General features: G+C 67.4%; 20 protein-coding genes and 1 tRNA gene. 9 read left to right on the forward strand and 12 right to left on the reverse strand.

What is annotated here, in order from left to right; genetic code table 11:
• Positions 1 to 93: 93 nt before the first annotated feature.
• The 3 genes from G6N58_RS04440 to G6N58_RS04450 are packed head-to-tail and all read left to right on the forward strand — an operon-like array spanning position 94 to position 3,800.
• The gene (locus G6N58_RS04440; RefSeq protein ID WP_068918754.1) at positions 94 to 1,371 is read left to right on the forward strand and encodes a pyridoxal phosphate-dependent aminotransferase; all 1,278 of its coding nucleotides are present in this window, start codon (positions 94 to 96) and stop codon (positions 1,369 to 1,371) included.
• Complete coding sequence (locus G6N58_RS04445; protein WP_147289361.1) at positions 1,372 to 2,547, forward strand: lipase family protein; 1,176 nt, start codon at positions 1,372 to 1,374, stop codon at positions 2,545 to 2,547.
• Complete coding sequence (locus G6N58_RS04450) at positions 2,547 to 3,800, forward strand: YibE/F family protein (RefSeq protein WP_163907906.1); 1,254 nt, start codon at positions 2,547 to 2,549, stop codon at positions 3,798 to 3,800. Before G6N58_RS04445 ends, G6N58_RS04450 begins: the two co-directional genes overlap by 1 nt.
• Here the strand turns inward: G6N58_RS04450 and rfbA are convergent.
• The 7 genes from rfbA to G6N58_RS04485 all read right to left on the reverse strand — a co-directional run bounded on the left by rfbA (position 3,748) and on the right by G6N58_RS04485 (position 11,015).
• Positions 3,748 to 4,617, reverse strand: coding sequence for a glucose-1-phosphate thymidylyltransferase RfbA (rfbA, locus tag G6N58_RS04455; RefSeq protein ID WP_115279575.1), 870 nt, complete (start codon positions 4,615 to 4,617; stop codon positions 3,748 to 3,750). The genes G6N58_RS04450 and rfbA overlap by 53 nt on opposite strands.
• Entirely contained in the window at positions 4,617 to 4,958 is a 342-nt protein-coding gene (locus G6N58_RS04460; protein ID WP_068918757.1) for a nuclear transport factor 2 family protein, read from the reverse strand. The genes rfbA and G6N58_RS04460 overlap by 1 nt, the downstream gene beginning before the upstream one ends.
• Before the next feature lie 27 nt (positions 4,959 to 4,985).
• Positions 4,986 to 5,729, reverse strand: a complete 744-nt coding sequence (locus G6N58_RS04465) for a maleylpyruvate isomerase family mycothiol-dependent enzyme (RefSeq protein ID WP_115279574.1) — start codon at positions 5,727 to 5,729, stop codon at positions 4,986 to 4,988.
• A 5-nt stretch (positions 5,730 to 5,734) separates the two neighbouring features.
• Positions 5,735 to 7,060 carry a UDP-glucose dehydrogenase family protein gene (locus G6N58_RS04470; RefSeq protein ID WP_115279573.1) on the reverse strand — a complete coding sequence of 442 codons (1,326 nt, stop codon included), beginning with the start codon at positions 7,058 to 7,060 and terminating at the stop codon, positions 5,735 to 5,737.
• Positions 7,061 to 7,147: 87 nt separating this feature from the next.
• A complete protein-coding gene (locus G6N58_RS04475; protein WP_276016578.1) occupies positions 7,148 to 8,962 on the reverse strand; it encodes a DUF7159 family protein in 1,815 nt (604 codons plus the stop codon).
• A gap of 191 nt (positions 8,963 to 9,153) precedes the next feature.
• Positions 9,154 to 9,723, reverse strand: a complete 570-nt coding sequence (gene dcd, locus G6N58_RS04480; RefSeq protein ID WP_115279571.1) for a dCTP deaminase — start codon at positions 9,721 to 9,723, stop codon at positions 9,154 to 9,156.
• A 53-nt stretch (positions 9,724 to 9,776) separates the two neighbouring features.
• Positions 9,777 to 11,015: a hypothetical protein gene (locus tag G6N58_RS04485; RefSeq protein WP_115279570.1), complete on the reverse strand. Its 1,239-nt coding sequence runs from the start codon at positions 11,013 to 11,015 to the stop codon at positions 9,777 to 9,779.
• Positions 11,016 to 11,184: 169 nt separating this feature from the next.
• On the opposite strand from G6N58_RS04485, the gene G6N58_RS04490 reads away from it, so the two are divergent.
• A tRNA-Gly gene (locus G6N58_RS04490) sits at positions 11,185 to 11,258 on the forward strand.
• A gap of 191 nt (positions 11,259 to 11,449) precedes the next feature.
• Positions 11,450 to 12,295, forward strand: a complete 846-nt coding sequence (thiD, locus tag G6N58_RS04495; RefSeq protein WP_115279569.1) for a bifunctional hydroxymethylpyrimidine kinase/phosphomethylpyrimidine kinase — start codon at positions 11,450 to 11,452, stop codon at positions 12,293 to 12,295.
• Between the two features lie 125 nt (positions 12,296 to 12,420).
• Here thiD and G6N58_RS04500 read toward each other — a convergent pair whose 3' ends face one another.
• Complete coding sequence (locus G6N58_RS04500) at positions 12,421 to 12,999, reverse strand: TetR/AcrR family transcriptional regulator (protein ID WP_115279568.1); 579 nt, start codon at positions 12,997 to 12,999, stop codon at positions 12,421 to 12,423.
• Positions 13,000 to 13,095: 96 nt separating this feature from the next.
• On the opposite strand from G6N58_RS04500, the gene G6N58_RS04505 reads away from it, so the two are divergent.
• Positions 13,096 to 13,968, forward strand: coding sequence for an SDR family NAD(P)-dependent oxidoreductase (locus tag G6N58_RS04505; protein ID WP_068918768.1), 873 nt, complete (start codon positions 13,096 to 13,098; stop codon positions 13,966 to 13,968).
• Between the two features lie 22 nt (positions 13,969 to 13,990).
• Positions 13,991 to 14,878 carry an alpha/beta hydrolase gene (locus G6N58_RS04510; RefSeq protein WP_163907908.1) on the forward strand — a complete coding sequence of 296 codons (888 nt, stop codon included), beginning with the start codon at positions 13,991 to 13,993 and terminating at the stop codon, positions 14,876 to 14,878.
• Here G6N58_RS04510 and G6N58_RS04515 read toward each other — a convergent pair.
• Complete coding sequence (locus G6N58_RS04515; RefSeq protein ID WP_115279567.1) at positions 14,873 to 15,790, reverse strand: SMP-30/gluconolactonase/LRE family protein; 918 nt, start codon at positions 15,788 to 15,790, stop codon at positions 14,873 to 14,875. The two genes, G6N58_RS04510 and G6N58_RS04515, sit on opposite strands and share 6 nt — an antisense overlap.
• A 159-nt stretch (positions 15,791 to 15,949) precedes the next feature.
• Here G6N58_RS04515 and G6N58_RS04520 point away from each other — a divergent pair, with 159 nt between their 5' ends.
• Positions 15,950 to 17,167 (forward strand): esterase/lipase family protein, encoded by a 1,218-nt coding sequence (locus tag G6N58_RS04520; RefSeq protein WP_115279566.1) that lies wholly within the window; start codon positions 15,950 to 15,952, stop codon positions 17,165 to 17,167.
• A 21-nt stretch (positions 17,168 to 17,188) separates the two neighbouring features.
• On the opposite strand, the gene G6N58_RS04525 is transcribed toward G6N58_RS04520, so the two are convergent.
• Complete coding sequence (locus G6N58_RS04525) at positions 17,189 to 18,127, reverse strand: R2-like ligand-binding oxidase (RefSeq protein WP_068918771.1); 939 nt, start codon at positions 18,125 to 18,127, stop codon at positions 17,189 to 17,191.
• The gene (locus tag G6N58_RS04530; protein WP_115279565.1) at positions 18,120 to 18,812 is read right to left on the reverse strand and encodes a TetR/AcrR family transcriptional regulator; all 693 of its coding nucleotides are present in this window, start codon (positions 18,810 to 18,812) and stop codon (positions 18,120 to 18,122) included. The genes G6N58_RS04525 and G6N58_RS04530 overlap by 8 nt, the downstream gene beginning before the upstream one ends.
• Before the next feature lie 181 nt (positions 18,813 to 18,993).
• On the opposite strand from G6N58_RS04530, the gene G6N58_RS04535 reads away from it, so the two are divergent.
• Entirely contained in the window at positions 18,994 to 19,479 is a 486-nt protein-coding gene (locus G6N58_RS04535) for a TspO/MBR family protein (protein ID WP_115279564.1), read from the forward strand.
• Here G6N58_RS04535 and G6N58_RS04540 read toward each other — a convergent pair.
• Complete coding sequence (locus G6N58_RS04540) at positions 19,476 to 21,425, reverse strand: lipocalin family protein (RefSeq protein WP_115279563.1); 1,950 nt, start codon at positions 21,423 to 21,425, stop codon at positions 19,476 to 19,478. The genes G6N58_RS04535 and G6N58_RS04540 overlap by 4 nt on opposite strands.
• Positions 21,426 to 21,457: the final 32 nt, after the last annotated feature.

Below are 21,457 nucleotides of genomic sequence, written 5' to 3' on the forward strand. Positions count from 1 at the left end.
GACCAGTGGTGTTGCAGCGAGTTAACAGCCAACCGTCGGCAAAACCGCGGAGCGCGGCAACGTGTCTTAAAAAAACGTTTCGACAGCCGTGGGATGATCGTTGCCGTGAGCACCCACCAGCTGCCGTGGCATCAGACCGGCCACGGGACCCGGCAGCGCGTCTTCACCCAGTCGACGAAGCTGCAGGATGTCCTCTACGAGATTCGAGGGCCCATCGCCGAGCACGCCACCCGCTTGGAGAACGAGGGCCACCGGATCCTCAAGCTCAACATCGGCAACCCGGCGCCGTTCGGCTTCGAAGCCCCCGATGTGATCATGCGGGACATCATCGCCTCGCTGCCGTACGCCCAGGGTTACTCCGACTCCAAGGGCATCGTCAGCGCCCGGCGCGCGGTGTTCACCCGCTACGAACTGGTAGACGGCTTCCCCAAGTTCGACATCGACGACGTCTACCTGGGCAACGGAGTCTCCGAGCTCATCACGATGACGTTGCAGGCGCTGCTCGACAACGGAGACCAGGTGCTGATCCCGGCGCCGGACTACCCACTGTGGACCGCGTCGACGGCGCTGGCCGGCGGCACCCCGGTGCACTACCTGTGCGACGAGACCCAGGGCTGGAATCCCGACATCGCCGACCTGGAATCCAAGATCACCGACCGCACCAAAGCGCTGGTGGTGATCAACCCGAACAACCCGACCGGGGCGGTGTACAGCCGCGAAATCCTGGAGCAGATGGTCGAGTTGGCGCGCAAGCACCAGCTGCTGCTGCTGGCCGACGAGATCTACGACAAGATCCTCTACGACGACGCCCAGCACATCAGCCTGGCGACGTTGGCTCCCGATCTGTTGACGCTGACATTCAACGGCCTGTCCAAGGCCTACCGCGTGGCCGGCTACCGCTCGGGCTGGCTGGTCATCACCGGCCCCAAGGAACACGCCAGCAGCTTCCTCGAAGGCATCAGCCTGCTGGCCAGTATGCGACTGTGCCCGAATGTGCCTGCGCAACATGCCATCCAGGTGGCCCTCGGCGGACATCAGAGCATCGACGACCTGGTGCTGCCCGGTGGGCGCCTGCTCGAACAGCGGGATGTGGCCTGGAACAAGCTCAACGAGATCCCCGGGGTTTCCTGTGTGAAGCCCGCGGGTGCGTTGTATGCGTTCCCCCGGCTGGACCCCGAGGTCTACGACATCCACGATGACGAGCAACTGGTGCTGGACCTGTTGCTGCAGGAGAAGATTCTTGTGGTGCAGGGCACAGGGTTCAACTGGCCCGCACCAGATCACCTGCGGATCGTGACCCTGCCGTGGTCGCGTGACCTGTCCGACGCCATCGAACGTTTGGGCAACTTCCTCGCGAGCTACCGTCAGTAGGTGCGCCGAACCCGTCGAACCCTCCCGGCACTGCTGCTGACCGTTCTCGTCGTCGCGGGATGCGGTTCTGCTGCTCCGTCCCAGACGATGCCGATCGAACGGGCCCAGCAGCCGATGGCCTACACCCGCACCATGCCGGACATCGCGCCGCAGGTGTGGGCCCAGCGCGGCCAGGTCATCTCCTCCGACGACGAGACGTCGTTCGACATGGCCAAACTGCCGTCCGGCAGCAAGGCTTCCACGATGATCTACCGGTCGACGTCCGGGATCGACGGCGCGCCGACGGTGGTCAGCGGCGCGCTGTTCGTCCCGCCGGGTGACGCGCCCGACGGTGGCTGGCCGGTGATCAGCTACGCCCACTACACCACCGGGGTGTCGCAGGGGTGCGGTCCGACCGCCGACAAAGAATTGGCCGGCAGCATCTCGTTCGTGGGCGCCATCCTGGGGCAGGGTTACGCAGTGGCCTACACCGACTACGTGGGCCTGGGCGACATCGGTGCCGAGCCCCGGCAGGTGCACCCCTACCTGGAGCCGAAATCGGCTGCGTTCAACGTGATCGACGCCGTCCGGGCCGCCCGCACCCTCGACCCCGAACTGTCGGACCGTTGGGTGGCGGTGGGGAATTCCCAAGGTGGGCAGGCCGCGTTTGCCGCCGCCGAGTACGGAAAAGAGTACGGCGACGGAACCCAACTGCTGGGCGCCGCCGCGGTGGTGCCCGCACTGGACGCCAGCCGACTGGGCGATCCCGCCACGCTGACCGACGCCCAGAAATCCGTCTTTCCGCTGCTCATCGCCGGGCTGTCGGCCGTCGACCCGGAGATCATCCCCACGGACTACCTCCCGGAAGGATCCGATCAGTCCGTGTCGTGTGCGCCGGGTCCGGTACAGCCCAAGGACGCCTCGCCCGAAGCGGTCGCCCGCCTCACCGAACGGTTGGCCTCCTACGCCCTGCCGCAGATTCCCACGCAGATCCCGATCGCCGTCTACTACGGCGGCAATGACCAGCTGATCCGGCCCGAGTGGACCGAGGAAGCGCTGCAGCGGGCGTGCGACCTGGGTGACACCATCGAGGCCACCCGGGTCGACGACGGCGGTCACGATCTCAATCCCGGTGACGCCCTGACCGACTGGGTCAAGGCCAGGTTCGCCGGTGAACCCGCTCCGTCAGACTGCTGATGGCACACAGCCATTCGCACTCCCACAGCGGCCCCGCCCCCCTGGGCCCGCTGGCCGCCCGGGTGGTGGTGGGCCTGCTGATCGCCATCGGCGTGGCCGTGCTGGCCGGCGCGGTGGTGTTGTGGCCCAGCCAGCAGAAGGCCGACATCCCCCTGCCCTTCCAGGACGCGACAGGCGGGGCGGTCACCACCGAGGGTGGCCACGTGGTGTCCACCGCGCTGGGTACCTGCGGCAGCCCGTCGGCGGGGCAGGTGCTGACCTCGGCGCCGGCACCCGGCCTGCCCGGCGCCGGTGACTGTGTGCAGTCGGTGGTGTCCATCGACTCCGGCCCCAATGCCGGCGCCACCACCTTGCTGGAGTTCACTCAAACACCCGGCCAACCCAACTTGGTTGCCGGCGAGGACATCCGGATCATCCGCGCGGTCGACGCACAGGGCGCCACCACCTATGCGTTCTTCGACTACGAGCGCACCTGGCCGCTGATCGGACTGGCGCTGGCGTTCGCGGTGATCGTCGTGGCGGTGGCCCGCTGGCGGGGGTTGCGGGCAATGGTCGGCATCGTGGTGGCCTTCGCGGTTCTGGTCATATTCCTGCTGCCCGCGCTGCGCGACGGCGCCCCCGCGGTGCCGGTGTCCCTGGTGGCCTCGGCGGCCATCCTGTATGCCGTCATCTATCTGGCACACGGAGTCAGTCTGCGGACATCGGCGGCGCTGCTGGGCACCCTGACCTCGTTGCTGCTGGCGGCCGTATTGAGCTGGGCGGCTATCGAAGTGGCCCAGCTGACCGGGCTGTCGGAAGACCAGAACAACGAGGTGGCCGCCTACCTGGGCAATGTGTCGATCACCGGGCTGTTGCTCGCCGGGTTCATCATCGGGTCGCTCGGTGTGCTCAACGACGTCACCGTCACGCAGGCGTCCACCGCCTTCGAGCTCGCCGCCATCGAGAACACCTCGCGGCGTGCGGTGTTCACCGGCGCCATGCGGGTGGGTCGCGATCACATCGCCAGCACGGTGTACACCCTGGTGCTGGCGTATGCGGGCAGCTCGCTGCCGTTGCTGCTGTTGTTCAGCGTCGCGGGACGGTCCCTGTCGGATGTGCTGACCAGTGAGAGCGTCGCCATCGAGATCGCCCGGTCCGCCGTGGGCGGTATCGCGCTGGCGTTGTCGGTGCCGCTGACCACCGCCATCGCCGCTGTGCTGGCTACCCCTGGCGGCCCAGCAGCTCCAACAGGTACCCGCCGTATCCGGACTTGACCAGTCCTAGGGCGCGCTGCGCCAGCTGCTCGTCGTCGATGAAGCCCATGCGCCAGGCCACCTCTTCGGGGATCGAGATCCGTAGGCCCTGACGGCGCTCGATGGTGCGCACGTAGTCGCTGGCATCCAGCAGCGAGTCGAAGGTGCCGGTGTCCAGCCAGGCCGTACCGCGGGCCAGCACCTCGACGGTCAGCCTCCCCTGGTCCAGATACGTCTGATTGATCTCGGTGATCTCGTATTCGCCTCGGGCAGAGGGCTTCAGCGACCGCGCGATGTCCACCACATCGCTGGAGTAGAAGTACAGACCCGGGACCGCGTAGTGGGACTTGGGTGTTGCCGGTTTCTCTTCCAGCGACAGCGCCACGCCGTCGGCGCTGAACTCCACCACCCCGTACGCGGACGGGTCGGCCACCCAGTAGGCGAAGATGGCGCCCCCGTCCACCCCGGCGAACCGGCTCAGGCTCGTGCCCAGCCCCGGGCCGTAGAAGATGTTGTCGCCCAACGCCAATGCCACCGACTCGGTGCCGATGTGGTCAGCGCCGATGACGAACGCCTGGGCCAGCCCGTCGGGACTGTCCTGCACGGCGTAGGTCAGGTTGATCCCGAACGCCGAGCCGTCGCCGAGCAGGCGGTGGAACGCCGGCGCGTCCGCGGTGGTGGTGATCACCAGGATGTCGCGGATGCCGGCCATCATGAGCGTGGACAACGGATAGTAGATCAGCGGCTTGTCGTACACCGGCAGCAGCTGTTTACCGGCGCCCAAGGTGATCGGATAAAGCCGCGTCCCCGAGCCGCCGGCCAGGATGATGCCCCGCATCAGGCGTCCAGGTCGTCCTCGGTCAGATCGGTGGCCTGCAGCGCTGACGCCAGGTCCGGGTGACGGAACACGGAGGTCACCTGGTCGTGCACCACACGAAACGCTGTCGCGCCGTTGGACTGTTCGGCGACCACATGTCCGTCACGGACGTAGAGCCGTCCGACGGTGGCGTCACCGGCGTAGGTCTGGGCCCATTCCTGCAGCGCCTCCAGGCCCTGCAGGGCACCGTCGGCGTGGGCGACCTCGATGTCGTCACTGGACAGGTCGACCAGCGTGGCGAGGTCCTTGGCGTTCAGCGCGTCGTGCCAGGCGAGGACGGTGGCGATCTCGGATGTGCTCATGATGTGAACCTACCTCCGCAACGCCCGTCAGAAGCTCACGTGGTCCACCCACGATTGCCACACCGCTTCGTCACCGAACGTCTGCACGGCCAGTTCCTGGCGGGGTCGGCGCCGGGTCAGCGCCAGCAGCAGGTCGACCGCGGCGCCACGCAGGGCCACCGTGCCCTTGCCATGATCGTGGGTCCACGACACCGTGTCCCCCTCCCGGGTGACGGTCCATTCCCCACCTTCTCCGAGTCCGTCATCGCTGGCGTGCAGGTGAATCGAGTCGCCGTCGCGCAGCGCCGTCCGCAGGTCGATGTCGGGGGCCAGCACCACGATGTCCAGCCATTCGCTGATGGCGTCGGCCGCAAGGTCGGGGCGCGCCTGGAAAGGCCACCGCAGAGTCAGCGCGGCGTCGGCGCGGTGCACCAGGACTTCGTGGAGTCGGCGCCGCACCCACCACGACGCCGGCCGCGGACCGAGGAACGTCCAGACCTCGACATCGCCGCCGGTGGCCACCGCGTCGATCAACCGGTGCGCACCTGTCAGCAGCCAAGCGGATTCCTGCCCGTCCGGTGGCTTGCCGTCCGGCACGGCACGCGGGTCGAGCGCCTCGGAGGCGCGATCCAGCACCATCTGGGCGGCCCACCGGTTGCCGCGCCCGACGTGCCGCAGCAGCTGCTGCAACGTCCAGCCCGGGCAGGTCGGCACCTCGGCGGCCGGGTCGCCCTGAGAGATCAGCGCGCCGAAGGCCTCGGTCTCGGCGAGGAATTCCGCAGCGAAGTCCACGCCGGTCAGGCTACGCGCCTGCCCAGGCAGTGCACCTGCCAACCGGCGGCGCGCCAGCGGGTGTCGTCGAGGCAGTTGCGGCCGTCGACCACCACCTTCGCCCGCACGGTGTCCCCGAGGGTCACCGGGTCCAGGTCCACGAACTCCTGCCACTCGGTCAGCACCAGCACCGCATCGGCGCGCTGGCAGGCCTCCTGCACCGACGCCGCGTAGTTCAGCGTCGGGAAGAGCTTGCGAGAGTTGTCCATCGCCTGCGGGTCGTAGACGTTGACCGTGGCACCGTTGAGCTGCAGCAGTCCGGCCACGTTGAGGGCGGGCGAGTCCCGCACGTCATCGGACTCGGGCTTGAATGCCGCGCCCAGCACCGCGATGTTGCTGCCCAACAGCGAGCCGCCACACGCGGCCGTGGCCAGCTCCACCATGCGCGAACGCCTGCGCATGTTGATACTGTCCACCTCGCGCAGGAACGTCAACGCCTGATTGGCACCCAGCTCGCCGGCGCGAGCCATGAAGGCGCGGATGTCCTTGGGCAGGCACCCTCCCCCGAAACCCAAGCCCGCGTTGAGGAATCGGCGACCGATGCGCGCGTCGTAGCCCAGTGCGTCCGCCAGCATGGTGACGTCGGCGTCGGCCGCTTCGCACACCTCGGCCATCGCGTTGATGAAGGAGATCTTGGTCGCCAGAAACGCGTTGGCGGACACCTTGACCAGTTCGGCGGTCTGCAGATCGGACACCAGGAACGGGGTGCCGGCCTCGAGCATCGAGGCGTACATCTGCCGCAGCATGGCCTCGGCCCGCTGCGAGCCCGGCTGCACACCGATCACGATGCGGTCGGGATGCAAGGTGTCGTTGACCGCGTGACCCTCCCGCAGGAATTCCGGATTCCAGGCGATCTCGACGTCGATTCCGTTGGGCGCCAGGCGCTCTGCCCGTTGCGTCAGTTCAGCGGCAGTGCCCACCGGCACGGTCGATTTCCCGGCGATCACCGCCGACTGCGACAGCCGCGGCACCAGCTCGTCGATGACGCTGTAGACGTGTCGCAGATCGGCGCCGTATTCGCCTTTCTTCTGCGGGGTTCCCACCCCGAGGAAATGCAGCTCGGCGAAAGCGCCGGCTTCGGCGTAGTCGGTGGTGAACCGCAGCCGCCCGGCGTCGATGTTGTCCCGCAGCATCTTTCGCAGGCCGGGCTCATAGAACGGAACTTCCCCGGCAGAGAGCTTGGCGATCTTGTCCGGGTCGACGTCGACACCCAGCACCTCGTGGCCCAATTCGGCCATTCCCGCGGCGTGGGTGGCGCCCAGATAACCGGTTCCGATCACGGTGCAACGCATAGGGCAATCTACCCCGCCACCATGGACTCATGACGTCCCAGGGTTGAGCACCCCGCAAACCCGAGGTGACCAGTAGCGCGGATCAGGTCACTCGAACGGCCACAACGGCAGGATGCCGTCGCCGCCCGACCCACCTCCGGAACCGCCCCCGGATTCACCGGAGCCGGAGCCTGAGCCGCGTCCCGACTCGCCCGAGCCGCCGCCGGAGTCACCGGACCCACGGCCGGAGTTCGATCCCCCGGAGCTTGATCCCGAGCCGCCGGAACCCGGCCACTGCGGAAGCTGCGGCAGCTGGATCGACGGAACCTGGGGCACCGGCGGCACGGTCGGGCGCGACGGCGCCTCCGGTGCGACGGTGGGCACCTGGGGAACGGTGACCGCCGGCGGGTCCGGACGTTCGGGCTGCTGGGTCTGGGTGGGCCGCGGCGTCTGAGTCTGGGTAGGTCGCGGGGTCTCCGTCGGCGTGGGCCGAGGAGTCTGAGTCTGGGTGGGCCGCGGCGAATCGTCATCGTCGGGCTGATTACGCGGCGGGTCCCAGTCCGGCCAGTTGTTGCGCGGCGGCTGCCACGGCGGCCGGAAGATGTTCGGCAGCTGGATCACCGGCGGCGGCAACTGGATGACCGGCGGCGGGAGCACCACCGGCGGCGGCACCACCGGTGCCACCACGGGCGGCGCTGCCGGCGCGGGTGCCGGAGCGGCGGGAGCCGGGGCCGGTGCGGCCGGTGCCGGGGCGGGCGCCTGGGGGGCTTCGACGTAGACCGTGCGCGGCGGAGCCTGCGGCTGCGGGGCCTGTTGCACGACGGGCACGGGCGCCTGAATGGTTTCCGGCGCGGGCGGCGGAGCCACCGCGGCTTCGGGTGCCGGCGGCAGCGCCTCGGGCACCTGGGTGGGCACGATGAGGCTTTCGGCCGGGCTGGGCCGCTGATCCACGGTGGGGCGGATGCTGACTGCCAGCGAGATCACCAGCGCAGTGACGCCGAGGACGAAGACCGAGGTCAGCGCGCTGCCGACCAGCAGGAACGGCTTACGCCCCTGCTGCTGCGGAGCCGGCTCCGGCCGGTCGTCGTCGAGGTAGGCGGGGAACGCCTGGGATTCCGGGTCGGCCTGGCTGTAGGCGAGCGCAGCCGGTGCGCCCGTGTAGCCGATTCCGGCGACCTGCGTGACGTCGGCCGCCGCCGCGCCGGCCAGCGCGGCACCGGCGGTGGTGGCTTCCGTGCCGTCCTGGGAATAGGCCAGGCCGACGGTGGATGCTTCGAATCGCGGGGCACCGGCACTGGCCAGCGCTGCGCCCCGGGCCAGCGCGACCTCGGGTTCCTCGGGGGCACTGACCGGCAGGGACGTCGCCGATTCCAGCTGCAGCTTGATGGCGCCGATGGCGACGCCCGAGCCGACGACGAAGACACCCTGCGGCGGCGACTCCAGCGTTTCCAACCCGGCGACCATCGCGGCCAATTCGGCCACCGCGTCGGTGGCGTGCAGATCGTGGCTCTGGACCTTGACGATGGAGCCGTCGGCGGTGTCCACCACCGACAAGGTGGCGGTGTTGCGTTCGAGGAACATCAACGCGGTGCGCTCGTAACCCACGGCGGCGCCGACCGCCTGCGCCAGCGCACCCGCAGCGTGGAGTTCCGAGACCAGCATGACGTCGTCGATCTTGTGGGCGGCCAGGGCGTCGCGCAGCGCGGCCGCTTCGGCGTGATCCCGCCAGGCCACACCGGTGCCGACCAGTCGGTGCCCGCCCTCGGCGGCGCTCTCCCTGGTGCCCAGGATGGCGGCCACCACCTGCTGCGGCGACGTTGCCGACGGGTTGTCGGCCGGGATGTCGAACACGTCGTGGTCGACGGTGACACCATCAGCCTTTTCGCCTTCGACCAGCACCATCCGCACGGTGGTCGGTGTCATGGACACACCGAGTACGATGTCCACTACCCCTCCAAAATCATTTGCTGCGACATCCCCGTCCACCCCGCACGGGCACGCCGCTCACGCTGTCAGCTAGATGTTTCATCGACCATCCGGGTACTGGCGTTACAACGTCCTGCGATTAGCTGGATTCCCCGCGGCCCAACCCGAGCCAGGGTACGCGGGTCGCGCTACTGCTTCACGAAGTTCAGGTACGAGCGCGACGGGGTGGGTCCCCGCTGCCCCTGGTACTTCGAGCCCACCTGGGCGCTGCCGTAGGGATGCTCGGCCGGGCTGGTGAGCCTCAGCAGACACAGCTGGCCGATCTTCATTCCCGGCCACAGCGTGATCGGGAGGTTGGCGACGTTGGACAGCTCCAGGGTGATGTGACCACTGAAGCCCGGGTCGATGAACCCGGCCGTCGAATGCGTCAACAATCCCAACCGGCCCAGCGACGACTTGCCCTCCAGACGCCCGGCCAGGTCGTCGGGCAGCGTGCACAGTTCCAGCGTCGAGCCCAGGACGAACTCGCCGGGATGCAGGACGAAGGGTTCCCCTTCGCTCGGCTCCACGAGGCTGGTCAGATCGTCTTGGCGCTGCGCCGGGTCGATGTGGGTGTAGCGCAGGTTGTTGAACACTCGGAACAGGTTGTCCAGGCGGACGTCGACGCTGGACGGCTGCACCATGCTGTCGTCGAACGGGTCGATGCCGAGCCGTCCGGCAGCGATTTCGGCACGGATGTCACGGTCAGAGAGCAGCACGCGACGAGCGTATCGGCCCAGCGTGGCGGGTGAGCACCTCGGGCGGTTCCCGCCTACTCGGAGGCGCTGCTGCCGGGGTTCGACTTCTCGGACTTGTCAGCCTTGTCGGCTTTCTCCGTCTTGTCGGCCTTCTCCGCCTTGTCAGCCTTCTCGGTCCTATCAGCCTTCTCCGGCTTCTCGGTCCTATCAGCCTTCTCCGGCTTCTCGGACTTCTCCACCTTGTCGGTCTTGTCAGCGGGCTCGGTCTTCTCGGCGTCCTCGGAATCCTTTGAGTTCTCCGACGACGCAGAATCGCTCTTGGACCCGGTGAACAGGCCCTCGACACCCTTGCGTAGGTCGTCGAGTCCCTTCTCGATACTGAACTGTGGCGTCGCTAACTCTTCGGCGGCATCGTCGGAGACAACGTCCTCGGTGGCCACGTCCTCGACGACCGCCTCTTCCGCGGTCTCGGTAACAGCCTCGGCATCGACCTCGACGGAAGCCGTCGACACCTCGGTGAGGTCCGCGCTGACCGACTGCGGGATGAACTCGTTGTCCGGCAGGTCGTCCTCGAACTCGGTGACATTGCGGTCGGCCGGCCACTGTCCCCACGGGGTCAGTAGTCCCGGCGCCGCCACCCGTTCGGCATTGGGGTCGCCAGTCAGCAAGGGGCCAAGATCGCCATAGCCGCCGAACAGGAAAGCCTCGATCACCTTGGCCGGCCCGTTGAGCAGGGCGAGGTTCTGGCCGAGGCGGTCTCCGGCCATACCGGCGTGGTAGTAGTCCTGGTGCACCGCGCCGGTGGAGCCGATGGCGCTGAGGAACGGTCCGACCAGGCGGGCGAAGGCGTACTGGGTGAATTCTGGAATGCCCTGGCGGATCTCGTCGCCGTACTGCGGGAACACCGTGGCCACCGCGTCGGCGACGGCGTAGTTGAACGGTCCCACCACTAGCGGCGCGATGGGCGCCAACGCCGCGGCGGCCACCAGGCTGTGGTTCCAGGGGGTCAGGTTGATGTCGGGCCACTGCTGCACCACCCGGTTGAAGATGGTCGGGGCGTCGTACTGGAAGGCCTCGATCGTGTCCTCGACGGTGTCGACGGCGCCGGTGGCCAGGATCTGCAGCACGGTCGCCAGGACGACGGGTTCGACCTCGGCGCTGACGACGCGGGGCGGGGCGACGTACGCCGGCGGCGCGGCAACCACAACATCGTCCAGCGGCACCGGCGCCGGGACGGCCGCGAAGGCGATGGCTCCAGCGCCTGCCAGCGCTACGCCGGCTTTGACAGATCGATGAAACCCGTTGTACGCCATACCTTCTGGACTCCGATGCATTTGCTGTGATGCGGACCTGCGAAGTCTAGCCGAGCGGCTCAGTCAATTGGGGGCTACCTTTGCGCCGTCACACAGGATGCGTTCCCGGAGGGACTCCCCTGCCCTGGTCCGCTACCCAGCGCGGCCCTGCTAGTCTGTCTAGCCACACGCCGATGTAGTTCAATGGCAGAACATCAGCTTCCCAAGCTGAATACGCGGGTTCGATTCCCGTCATCGGCTCCAAATATCCTGGTGGAGCTTTCCTGGCTCGCCGTCACAGCACAGTGTTCACTCCACGCCCCCACCCCCGGATTCGATCCGCAGGGCTGATTGCCGACCGATTCGTCCAGGACAGCGGGGGCTTTGCGGCCCACGGGTGACCGCCCCCGACGAAGTGGTCCGTCGACCGCGCTGCCTTCACCCAGAATGGACGCATGGCATTCTCGAACACCCTGCCACTGCCCCGGCCGGGTGATACCCCGCACCGGGTCATGACCATCGCCGGTTCCGATTCCGGTGGCAGCGCCGGCCTGCAGGCCGATATGCGTACGTTCGCGATGTTGGGCGTGCACGCATCGGCTGCGGTGACGGCGGTGACAGTGCAGAACACTCTGGGTGTCAGAGCTTTTCATGAGATCCCGGTCGACATCGTTGCCGGACAAATTGATGCCGTGGTCTCGGATATCGGTATCGAGGCGGCCAAAACCGGCATGCTGGCCTCCACCGACATCATCAACACCGTCGTCGAGGCATGGCGCACCAACCGGCTCGACGGCGTGGTTCCGCTCGTGGTCGACCCGGTGTGTGCCTCCAATGTCGGCGAACCGCTGCTGCACGCCGGCGCACTCGACGCTCTGCGCCGCCACCTGATCCCGGTTGCCACTCTGGTGCCCCCGAACCTGGACGAAGTGCGCCTCCTCGTCGGCATCGACGTCGTTGACGACGACACCCAGCGCGACGCAGCCCGAGCTCTACACGCCCTGGGACCTCAGTGGGCGTTGGTCAAGGGTGGTCACCTGCGCACGTCCCCGATCAGCTCCGACCTATTGTTCGATGGCACCGAATTCCATCAGTTCGCCGCCGACCGTGTGGACACCCGCCACGACCACGGCGCCGGAGACACTCTCGCGGCAGCAGTCACCGCGGCGCTGGCACACGGCCACACAGTTCCCGACGCTGTCCGCTTCGCCAAACTCTGGGTCACGGAGTGCATCCGCGCCTCCTACCCGTTGGGCCATGGCCTCGGGACGGTGAACGGTTTCTCTCGACTGCTGCACTGAGCATCAGGGCATCGTCGAGGCTGATCAGCCAGGCTGAATCAGAATGTCCAGCTACAGAATCAACCCGAGTAGCTCTGGTGAAGAACCGAATTCGCTGACTACACGCCGCTCCCGCCCTCGCGGGACTACTCCAACGGCGTCTCGAAGATCGCCGCGAACACCGCCCCGAGGATCGTCTCGAGCTGGTCGGCGCTGCCCGAAGTGAGAGCCTGCGTGCCGATCACCTGTCGCAGCAGCAACACCCCGCTCATCACGGCCAGCGCCACGTCGCTGCGGACCTGGCGCCAGGGTTCGGGTAGCTGTCGCGAGAGTCGCCGGCCGGCGTGACGGGCCAGACCTGCCCGCACGATGTCCACCGCCGCCGGGTTGGACACCGACCGCAGCATGATGAGGAAGGGGGCGACGGACTCCGCGCCGGGCGCGCTGTGCTCGGTCAGTGCGGCCGCGATGTCACGGGCCAGGTCCTCGGGGGCTTCGGCAATGAACACCGGGGCCGTGAACGATGTCTCGACGGCCTCGGCGAACAGCTTCTCCTTCGAGCCGAAGTACCGGTTGACCAGCATGGCGGTCACCCCGGCGTCCGCGGCGATCTCGCGAACGCCCACCCGGTCGTAGCCTGCGCGGGCGAAGTGCCGGATCGCCGAGTGCAGGATGGCGTCCCGCGTGGCGGCGGCATTACGGGGCCGTGACTGTTGCGTGGGCACACGTCACGATAGGGGAATAGAAAGCCGGCCGTCTACGTCTGTAGACCTAGAAGTCTACGAGTGTAGATTTGGTTTGATCATCAGAAAGGTTCTGCCATGTCGAAGGTATTCCTGATCACCGGCGCATCCCGCGGCCTCGGCCGTGCCATCACCGAGGCCACCCTGGCCGCCGGGCATCACGTCGTCGCGGGGGTGCGCTCCCCGGAGGCGTTGGCGGACTTGGCAGCTCGAGAACCCGACCGGCTCGCTGTCATCGCACTCGACGTCACCGACGCCGAGCAGGCACAGGCCGCGGTCACCACCGCGGTGCAGCGCTTCGGGCGCCTCGACGTCCTGGTGAACAACGCCGGCTACGCCAACATCGCCCCCATCGAGGACGTCGACTTCGACGACTTCCTCGCGCAGATCGACACCAACTTCCTCGGCGTCGTCCGCATGACGCGCGCCGCCCTGCCGGTCATGCGCTCCCAGGGCAGCGGCCACATCGTCCAGATCTCCTCTGTCGGTGGACGTCTGGTGCGTCCCGGTCTCGCGGCCTATCAGTCGGCCAAGTGGGCGGTCAACGGGTTCTCGGGAGTCCTCGCGCAGGAGGTGACACCGCTCGGCATCAAGGTCACCGTTCTGGAGCCGGGCGGCATGCGCACCGACTGGGCCGGCTCGTCGATGCGGATCGACCCGGTGCGTGAGGAGTACGCGAGCACGGTCGGAGCCGCCGCCGCGATGACCGACCCGAAGCTGCTGGGTGCCAGCGACCCCGCCAAGGTCGCCACACTACTGCTCGACGTCGTGGCCATGGCCGAGCCGCCGCAGCGCCTGCTCGTCGGACCGGACGCGTATCGTTACGCCACCGCCGCCGGACGAGGTCTGCTGGCCGACGACGAGAAGTGGCAGGCGCTGAGCCTGTCCACCGCGGCCGACGACGCCACAACCGAGCAGGTGGACCCGCTCGGGGCAGGCGCCGACACGTAACGCCCACAACGGAAGTGAGCCCATGTCGATCCTGTCCAGGCAGATCGTGGCCGACAACCTGGCCCGGCTGTTTGCCGCACTGATCAACCCGGCACCCAAACCCGCGGTGCGATTTACCGACATCGCAGGCCGCACCTCCGAGGTCACGGTGCCCACCCGTCACGGCAACGTCGCCGCGACGCTGTATCACCCGCCGCAGGAGCCCGCGGGCGTCTACGTGAACATCCACGGGGGCGGCTTCGTGGTCGGCCACCGTGAACAAGACGATCCCTGGTGTCGCTATCTCGCCGCGCATGCGGGTGTGGTGGTGATCAACACCGATTACGTGCTGGCACCGGGGCACCGCTTTCCGGCTGCGCCGCAGCAGATCTATGACGTGGTCAGCTGGGCTGCCAGGGAATGGGACGCAGCACCGGTCTGCGTCGGCGGTCAGAGCGCAGGTGGCAGTCTGGCGGCGGCGGCTGCCCGACTGGCGCTCGAAAACCACGGTCCCGCAATCGCTCTCCAGGTACTGCACTATGCACCCCTGGATCTGGTGACGCCCACCTCTGCCAAGCGCTCAGCCCTCGGCAAGAAGGCCGTGATGAAGCCGTGGATGGGCCAGGTGTTCGACACCGCTTACATCCCCGACCCGGCGCAGCGCAACGACCGGCTGGCCTCCCCCGCGCTGGATGTCGCGGATCTGACCGGTATCGCTCCGGCACTGGTGGTCACCGCCGAATACGACCGCCTGCGTGACGAGGCGCGCCGGTATGCCGACGCCTTGCAGGCCGCCGGAGCGTTGGCCGAGTACTACGAGGTGCCCGGCGTCGATCACGGTTACAACATCATGAGCGACGCCGCCGACGTCACGCTGGCGGCCTACGCCCACATCACCGACCACGTCCGCCGGGCGATCACCTCTTCATGAGCGGATCCCCGTGTTGGGCCCACCGATATCGATGCGGACGAGCTTGGCTTGCTGGACAATGCCATCCAGTGGCATCACGATGCCCCCGGTGGTGGTGACGAACAGGCTTGTGCCGTGGGCCTGCGTGCGACCGAAGATACAGGCGGTCGAACCGGCCATACCCTGATCGGGCCCGGCGATAGCCACCCGCTCGCCGCTACTCGGGGAGAAGCGAATCACAGTGTTGTGAATGTGATTGGCGATGTAGAGCACCCCGTCCTCGGCCACCGCCAGATCGTCACCGCGCAGGTGTTCGGCGACGATCTCGACGCTGCCGGTCGGCAGGCCTGCCGAGTCCAGTGCCGCACGCAAGACCAGCGCCCGGTCGGTATTGGTGATGTACAGAGCGTCACCGAAACGCTTGATGCCGTTGGCGCCGGGCATCATGGGCTCGGCCGAGACCTTGGTCAGAAGTGGGTCTTGAAGCACCAGATGCGAGTCACCGGTGGAAAGCTCAATCGAATAGATACCTCCCACAAGGGAATCCACCGCGTAACCCATACCCGGGGGCCCTGGTGTGAAGCCGTTCAAGAACAGGGAGCCGGGGATCGGTCCGAGATCGGTCACCTCCCGGGTCGCGATGTCAACCCGGATGAGGCGGTGCGGTCCCTGCCCTGGTTCACCTCCGACGGCGAAAACTGCGTCTCCGGTGGCGATCAGACCTGCCGGCGACACGGGCATCGTCGCCCACACGCTGTGTGCACCGGCGGCGTTGACCGTATGCAGCTCCCGGTGGTTGTGCACCGACACCACAAAGTCATCGTTCGCCAGCGCGACAATGTTCTCCAGGAACGTTCCGACCGGCCAGGTCGCAACAACCTGGTGTGGTGCAGGTACGACGTCGACATCGCGGTGTTCGGCAAGTGCTGCCATCACGGAATTCCCCTCATTAGACCACCCGATCCTCGGAATCCCGGACGGCGAACACAACACTGCTGCGCACTTGTTCACAGTTTTTCGCGGTCAGCGAAAGCACGTCGATGATGGCTATTCTCCACAGAACACCTGTCCACCAACGCTGGAGTGCACGCTATGCGGACTTCCGACATCGAGGCGCTCGGCGACGTCGCCGCCGAGGGGCTGACGGTTCTCAACACACTGGTACGCGGCACGCATCGCGGCATCGCACGCAGAGTGTTCACCTCGATCGGCCCGGTCGCACTTCCCGTCGAGGTTGTCCACGATGCCATCGCTGATGCGGTGTATGGCGCGCTCGACGCCGCCGGACAGCGTATTCCACCTGCGCTGAGCCGTCGGGCAGCCACAAGCCTGGGCGTCGACGACGACCCGGCGCTGGACGAGCGGCCGGGCGTGGCCGAAGCGATCGCGGCCCTCGACGGAATCTATGGTGACGAGCTCGCCGAGCGCAGTAGCCCGCTGGCGCCGTCGATGGCCGTCCGCGTCGGCGGTCATTCGGTCCCGTTGACCGCCGACGGAATCGCCGCCGCGTATCCCCGGCCCACGGATGCCCTCGCTGTCTTCGTGCACGGCCTGTGCCAGACAGAAGCATCGTGGCGGCGCTCGCCCAGGACGCTCGGCGCCGATGACCGCTCCTACGGTGAGCGTCTACACGAGGATCTCGGGTTCACTCCCATCGACATCCGCTACAACACCGGCTTACACATCTCCACCAACGGTCACCATCTCGATCAGACCCTGACCCGTCTGCTGGAGGTCTGGCCGGTGCCGGTCCGCCGTATCGCCGTGGTCGGGCACTCGATGGGCGGTCTGGTGGTACGCAGCGCCTGCCATTACGGGCACGAAGAGAACCGCCGCTGGACCAGGGCAACGCGTCAGGTGGTCTGCCTGGGGTCTCCGCACCTGGGGGCTGACCTGGAGAAGGGGGTGAACGTACTGACCTGGGCCATGACGAAGCTCGGCGAAACCCGTTCCATGGCCGACCTTCTGAATCTACGCAGCGACGGCATCAAAGATCTGCGGTTCGGGGCAGTGCTGGATGACGACTGGGACCAGGCAGACCCCGACGAATTCCTCCGCGACCGCTGCTCGGAAGTGCCGTTCCTCCCCGGCGCCCATTATCACTTTGTCGCGACGTCAGCAGCCCCGGCGGCTGTCGGCGCTGTGTTGGGCGATCACCTGGTGCGACCCTCGAGCGCCTCCGGCCGAGGCCGTCGCCGGCAGCTTCCGTTCGCTGACGAGGCCGGCCTGACCTTGACCGGACTACACCACTTCGACCTGCTCAATCATCCTGAGATCTACGCCAAGCTGAGAACCTGGCTGACCGCCTGACCACCGCACCACACAGCCACCTCATGCCGAGGTGGCCAGGGCCCGCCGATCCTCGTCGGCGAAGCTGTCCTCCAACTGCAGGGGTGAGGAGTCGATGTCGATTTCGGACAGCGGACGCCCGCGCGCGCTGCTGATGGTGCCGAAGCGCCGCATCCCCTTGTCGGCGGCGTACTGCTGGAACTCCTCCATCTGGAGGCCGAACGGCACCACGTCGTAGAGGGCGAACCCGTCTTCGGTGTTCTTCAGCGCCAACGGAATCAGCTCGGTCATCCGCGACTCGAAGACCGCCCAGTTGTTGTCGTCGGCGGCGACGTGGCGCCGGCAGGTGAACGTGCCCCAGGCCATGTGTCGACGCTCGTCGTCCCCGATGCGGCGCACCAGTTCCTGCATGCCGGGCAGGATGCCGCGGTCGACGCAGATGCGTTGCCACGCGTAGTAACCCGTAAGCGCCATCATTCCTTCAATGACGTGGTTGTAGGTCACCGAGGCGCGTACCTGCGCGGCCGGTGACGGATCGGTGGCCAGCGTGTCCAGCGACGCGGGCAGTTCGTCGTAGAACATCTGCCGGTAGGACGGCAGGTCGTCCAGAAACACCTGCAGGTCGTCGGTCATCCCCACGGCATCGAGCCACAGCCGGAACACCTGCGTGTGCTTGGCCTCCTCAAAAGCGAACTGCGTCAGATACATCTCGTCGCCCAGACGTCCCTCCGCGCGCATCGCCGCCATGAACGGCTGGATGTCCTGGGTGACGGCCTCTTCGCCGGCGATGAACTGGGCGCACAGCCGAGTTGCCCAGTGCCGCTCCAGTTCCGAGAGCGACTCCCAGTCCTCGCGATCACGGGTGAAGTCGATGTCGGCGGGGTTCCAGAACTTCGCATTGCCCCCGGCGAAGAGCTTCAGCGGCAGGCTGTCCCAGTTGAGGCCGCCGGCGGCCAGCGATTCCGAGTGCTGTCTAGACATGAGAGTGTCCTCCTGCGTTGGGTACTGCGGTGTGGGGCTGTGAGACAGGGGCAAAAGCGGCCGCCAGCACGGCGACGAACCGGCGCACCGCCAGCGCCGGCTGCTCGGGTGACAGCTCGTCGAGACCGAGCAACGGATCCAGGCCGCGCACATACGGTGCCAGCGCCAGGTGCGGCAGGATCATCAGCAGCAGAGACAGCAGCATGTCGACGTCGGCGTCGCCCCGCAGATCGCCGCGGGCCTGCGCATCGCGCACCAATGGTCGAAGCACGTCGAGGTAGTGGCGGTGCACCACCGCGCGCACGCTGACCCGCGCGTCGGTGTCCACCTCGAAGCTGGCTGCGGCATGCAGGGCCCGCTGGCGGGGATTGTCGGCGAAGTAGGCGACCCAGGCGTCCAGCAGGTCGGTCAGAAAGTCGAAGAAAGGGCGGCTGGAGTCGAGCGCGTGGATCTGCGCTTCCATGTAGGCCCGGACACGCTGGCTCGCTTGATCCGTCACGTAGGCGTACAGATCGCGTTTGTCGGCAAAGTATTGAAACAAGCTGCCTTTGGCGACGCCGGCGCGCTTGGCCACCACGTTGAGGCTGCCACCGGAGAAGCCCTGCGCCGCGAACTCCTCCTCGGCGGCGCCCAGTACGGCGCGGCGACGCTCACCGTCGAGACGAGCCCAGGTCACCGTCGGCATGGCACCTCCTCGCACACTATGACCACTGGTCATATTAATGTGACTTGAGACACAGTCAAGAGCAATCCAGTTTGAATTTCAGCGGGCGTCACCATCGCTTCACCCGACCTCCCGCCGGCAGCGTCGCGCGGACAGGTAGCATTATTTCAGTCACTGAACTATCAGATCCGACAGGAGCGTCATGCAGCCGAAGACTTTGGTCCCGTCCGCCCTCGCCGTCGCCGTCACCGGGGCCCTCGGCGGGCTCGCCAGCCGCCCCGCTCAGTCGGTGTGGTTCGCCAAGCTGAAGAAGCCGCCGTATCAGCCTCCGCGCCAAGCGTTTCCGATCGTGTGGCCGGTGCTCTACGCCGACATCGCCGCGGTGTCCTCGGCCACGCTCGACGAACTCGAACGCACCGGCCAACACGACGAGCGTCGACGCTACATCCGGGCACTCGCCGCCAACCTGGTGCTCAATGCCAGCTGGTCCTGGCTGTTCTTCAACCGGCGCATGCTCGGCACGTCAGCCGTCGCCGCCGGGGTCCTGGCCGTCAGCAGCGCAGACCTGACCCGGCGCGCCGTTGCCGTGAAGGGGGCCTCTGCTGCGCCGCTGGCGCTCTACCCGGCATGGTGCGCGTTCGCGACCGCGCTCTCGTCGCACATCTGGTTCCTGAACCGGCGTCGCTAGACCGAGACCGCGGCTGACTCTGCCGCCGGCTGCCGGGTCCGGGTGATCCAGCCGCGCACGCCCTTGACCGACGCCCGGTTCAGCAGCTCGCGGTAGAGCTCGTCGGAGATCACCGGATCCCGGGTGAGCAGGAAGCCGCTGAAGCCGGTGGAGTCACTGACGATTGCCCACTGGTAGTCGGGGTCGAGGTCCACGATCCAGTAGTTCCCCGGCGGATTCGCCGAGGCCGGACCGAAGAACGTCACGTTGAGTTTGTTGTTGGCCGCGTTCACCGGCAGCGCGACACCGACGATCCGCGACAACGGTCCGTTGCTGAAGAAGTAGTTGCCCGAGTTCACCACTCGGATCGATCCGTCCGGGTTGAGGCTGTACTCGGCCTTGGTGTTGACCAGTCCGAGCGAGAAGAACTGCTTGACGCTGCCCACCTCGTACCAGGTGCCGAGGTAGCGGTCCACGTCGACGGTGGGCGCCGGCGCCAGCACCACGCCCGCGGCGTTCCCGAGGACCAGGTACTCGTCGGGCGCACCGTAGATGCCGGTGCCGTCCGTCGGACCCAGCCCTTGGTACAGGTCGTTGATCCAGCCGTTGGCCAGCGTGTACACCGCGGCGGTGTTGCCGCGCGGGGAGAACCGCGTCACCAGCTGCATCACGAAGTCGACAATCGGGTTGCTGCCGATCAGCGCGTCGACATGGGAACCATTGGCCAGCGTGACGCCGACGAACTGTCCCGGACGCGCCGCCACCAACTGGGAGGTGGTGGAGCCGAAGGCATTCCACGCCTGCGGCGGGGCGGCGATCTGGTACACCGGGACGGTCCCGAGACGCTCGAGTGCGTCGGGCAGCGCGTCATCGCGCGCCACCCCATCGAACATCACAACCCCGCGCAGACGTCGCTGGTTGGGGTTGGTTGCGTAGAAGCCACCGACTCCGGCGGCGAATCCACCGCCGGCCGAGTGCCCGGCGAGGATGAACTGCTCGGGCAGTGTGCCGCTGAAACCCGCCTTCATCGCGCTGGAGTTCAGCGCCTCCTGATCGCCGTCGAACATGGTGGCCACGGCCTGTTGCATCTGCACGCCGTTGAGCGAGCAGCCCGAACAGCGCAACGGGAAGGACGGCACGTTCGGGGCGACGACGATGCTGTTGGTCTGCTGCGACAGCGATTTCGCCAGATCGGAAGTGAAGGACTTGTCGGACAGGAAGCCGTGTTGCAGCCAGATGACGCCTGTCGCGGAGACCGAACCGTCGGCCTGGGTGGGGAAGTACCAGTCTGCGTTGGTGTTGAACCCCTTGTCGCCCACCGGGATCGTGAGCGTGGAGTGCCCGGTGCGCACCCCGGTGACCGTGCTCGCAGCAGCGACCGGTTCAGCGGTCGGCGCCGGCCGCGCCACCGCGGGAGCCACACCCAGCGACGACCAGAAGTTCGTGGCCATGGTGGCCAGCGCCTGCATCGGGTCTTGAGCCTTCGTGGGCGCGGTGATCGTGTCGGTGTCCACCGCGGGCGGCGAGGTCACCGAGGTGTCGGGCTGTGCCGTCAGCTGGTCATCCTCCGCAGTGGTGGGCTCATCGACAGTGGAGGCGGGTGCGTCGTGGTCGTCGTCCTGCGTGGCGCCGTCGGGGTCGGTGCCGTACTTGTCCGCACCCTTCGTGTCCCCGCTGTGGGACGCTGACGGGCGGTCATCGTCGCGCAACGAGTCCGTACCGTCGTCGTCCTCGGGCTCGTCCTTCGAGCTGCTCTTGGCCGCCTCTGCCTTGTCGTCCGCCTTGTCGTCCGCCTTGTCCGATGTGCCGGCGTCCGATCCGCTCGTGGCATCCTGACTGGTGCCGTGATCCGAGGGCGGGCCGCTGTCCGCGGTGTCGGCCAGGGCCACAGCGGACCCCGCACTCAGCGCGATGCAGGTTCCGGCCCCCATCGCCACTAGCCACAATGTCCACCGCCCGGGAGTCATGGCCGGACTGTAACCCTTGGGCAGGGACGCGG

Source organism: Mycolicibacterium tokaiense (genome assembly GCF_010725885.1).
In the GTDB taxonomy this organism is placed as follows: Bacteria; Actinomycetota; Actinomycetes; order Mycobacteriales; family Mycobacteriaceae; genus Mycobacterium; species Mycobacterium tokaiense.

Bases quoted from the DNA above. Each gene is read 5' to 3' on its own strand.
- G6N58_RS04440 (WP_068918754.1), top strand. From the start codon at position 94: ATGATCGTTGCCGTGAGCACCCACCAGCTGCCGTGGCATCAGACCGGC.
- G6N58_RS04450 (WP_163907906.1), top strand. From the start codon at position 2,547: ATGGCACACAGCCATTCGCACTCCCACAGCGGCCCCGCCCCCCTGGGC.
- rfbA (WP_115279575.1), bottom strand. From the start codon at position 4,617: ATGCGGGGCATCATCCTGGCCGGCGGCTCGGGGACGCGGCTTTATCCG.
- G6N58_RS04460 (WP_068918757.1), bottom strand. From the start codon at position 4,958: ATGAGCACATCCGAGATCGCCACCGTCCTCGCCTGGCACGACGCGCTG.
- G6N58_RS04470 (WP_115279573.1), bottom strand. From the start codon at position 7,060: ATGCGTTGCACCGTGATCGGAACCGGTTATCTGGGCGCCACCCACGCC.
- G6N58_RS04475 (WP_276016578.1), bottom strand. From the start codon at position 8,962: ATGACACCGACCACCGTGCGGATGGTGCTGGTCGAAGGCGAAAAGGCT.
- G6N58_RS04485 (WP_115279570.1), bottom strand. From the start codon at position 11,015: ATGGCGTACAACGGGTTTCATCGATCTGTCAAAGCCGGCGTAGCGCTG.
- thiD (WP_115279569.1), top strand. From the start codon at position 11,450: ATGGCATTCTCGAACACCCTGCCACTGCCCCGGCCGGGTGATACCCCG.
- G6N58_RS04505 (WP_068918768.1), top strand. From the start codon at position 13,096: ATGTCGAAGGTATTCCTGATCACCGGCGCATCCCGCGGCCTCGGCCGT.
- G6N58_RS04510 (WP_163907908.1), top strand. From the start codon at position 13,991: ATGTCGATCCTGTCCAGGCAGATCGTGGCCGACAACCTGGCCCGGCTG.
- G6N58_RS04515 (WP_115279567.1), bottom strand. From the start codon at position 15,790: ATGGCAGCACTTGCCGAACACCGCGATGTCGACGTCGTACCTGCACCA.
- G6N58_RS04520 (WP_115279566.1), top strand. From the start codon at position 15,950: ATGCGGACTTCCGACATCGAGGCGCTCGGCGACGTCGCCGCCGAGGGG.
- G6N58_RS04525 (WP_068918771.1), bottom strand. From the start codon at position 18,127: ATGTCTAGACAGCACTCGGAATCGCTGGCCGCCGGCGGCCTCAACTGG.
- G6N58_RS04530 (WP_115279565.1), bottom strand. From the start codon at position 18,812: ATGCCGACGGTGACCTGGGCTCGTCTCGACGGTGAGCGTCGCCGCGCC.
- G6N58_RS04535 (WP_115279564.1), top strand. From the start codon at position 18,994: ATGCAGCCGAAGACTTTGGTCCCGTCCGCCCTCGCCGTCGCCGTCACC.
- G6N58_RS04540 (WP_115279563.1), bottom strand. From the start codon at position 21,425: ATGACTCCCGGGCGGTGGACATTGTGGCTAGTGGCGATGGGGGCCGGA.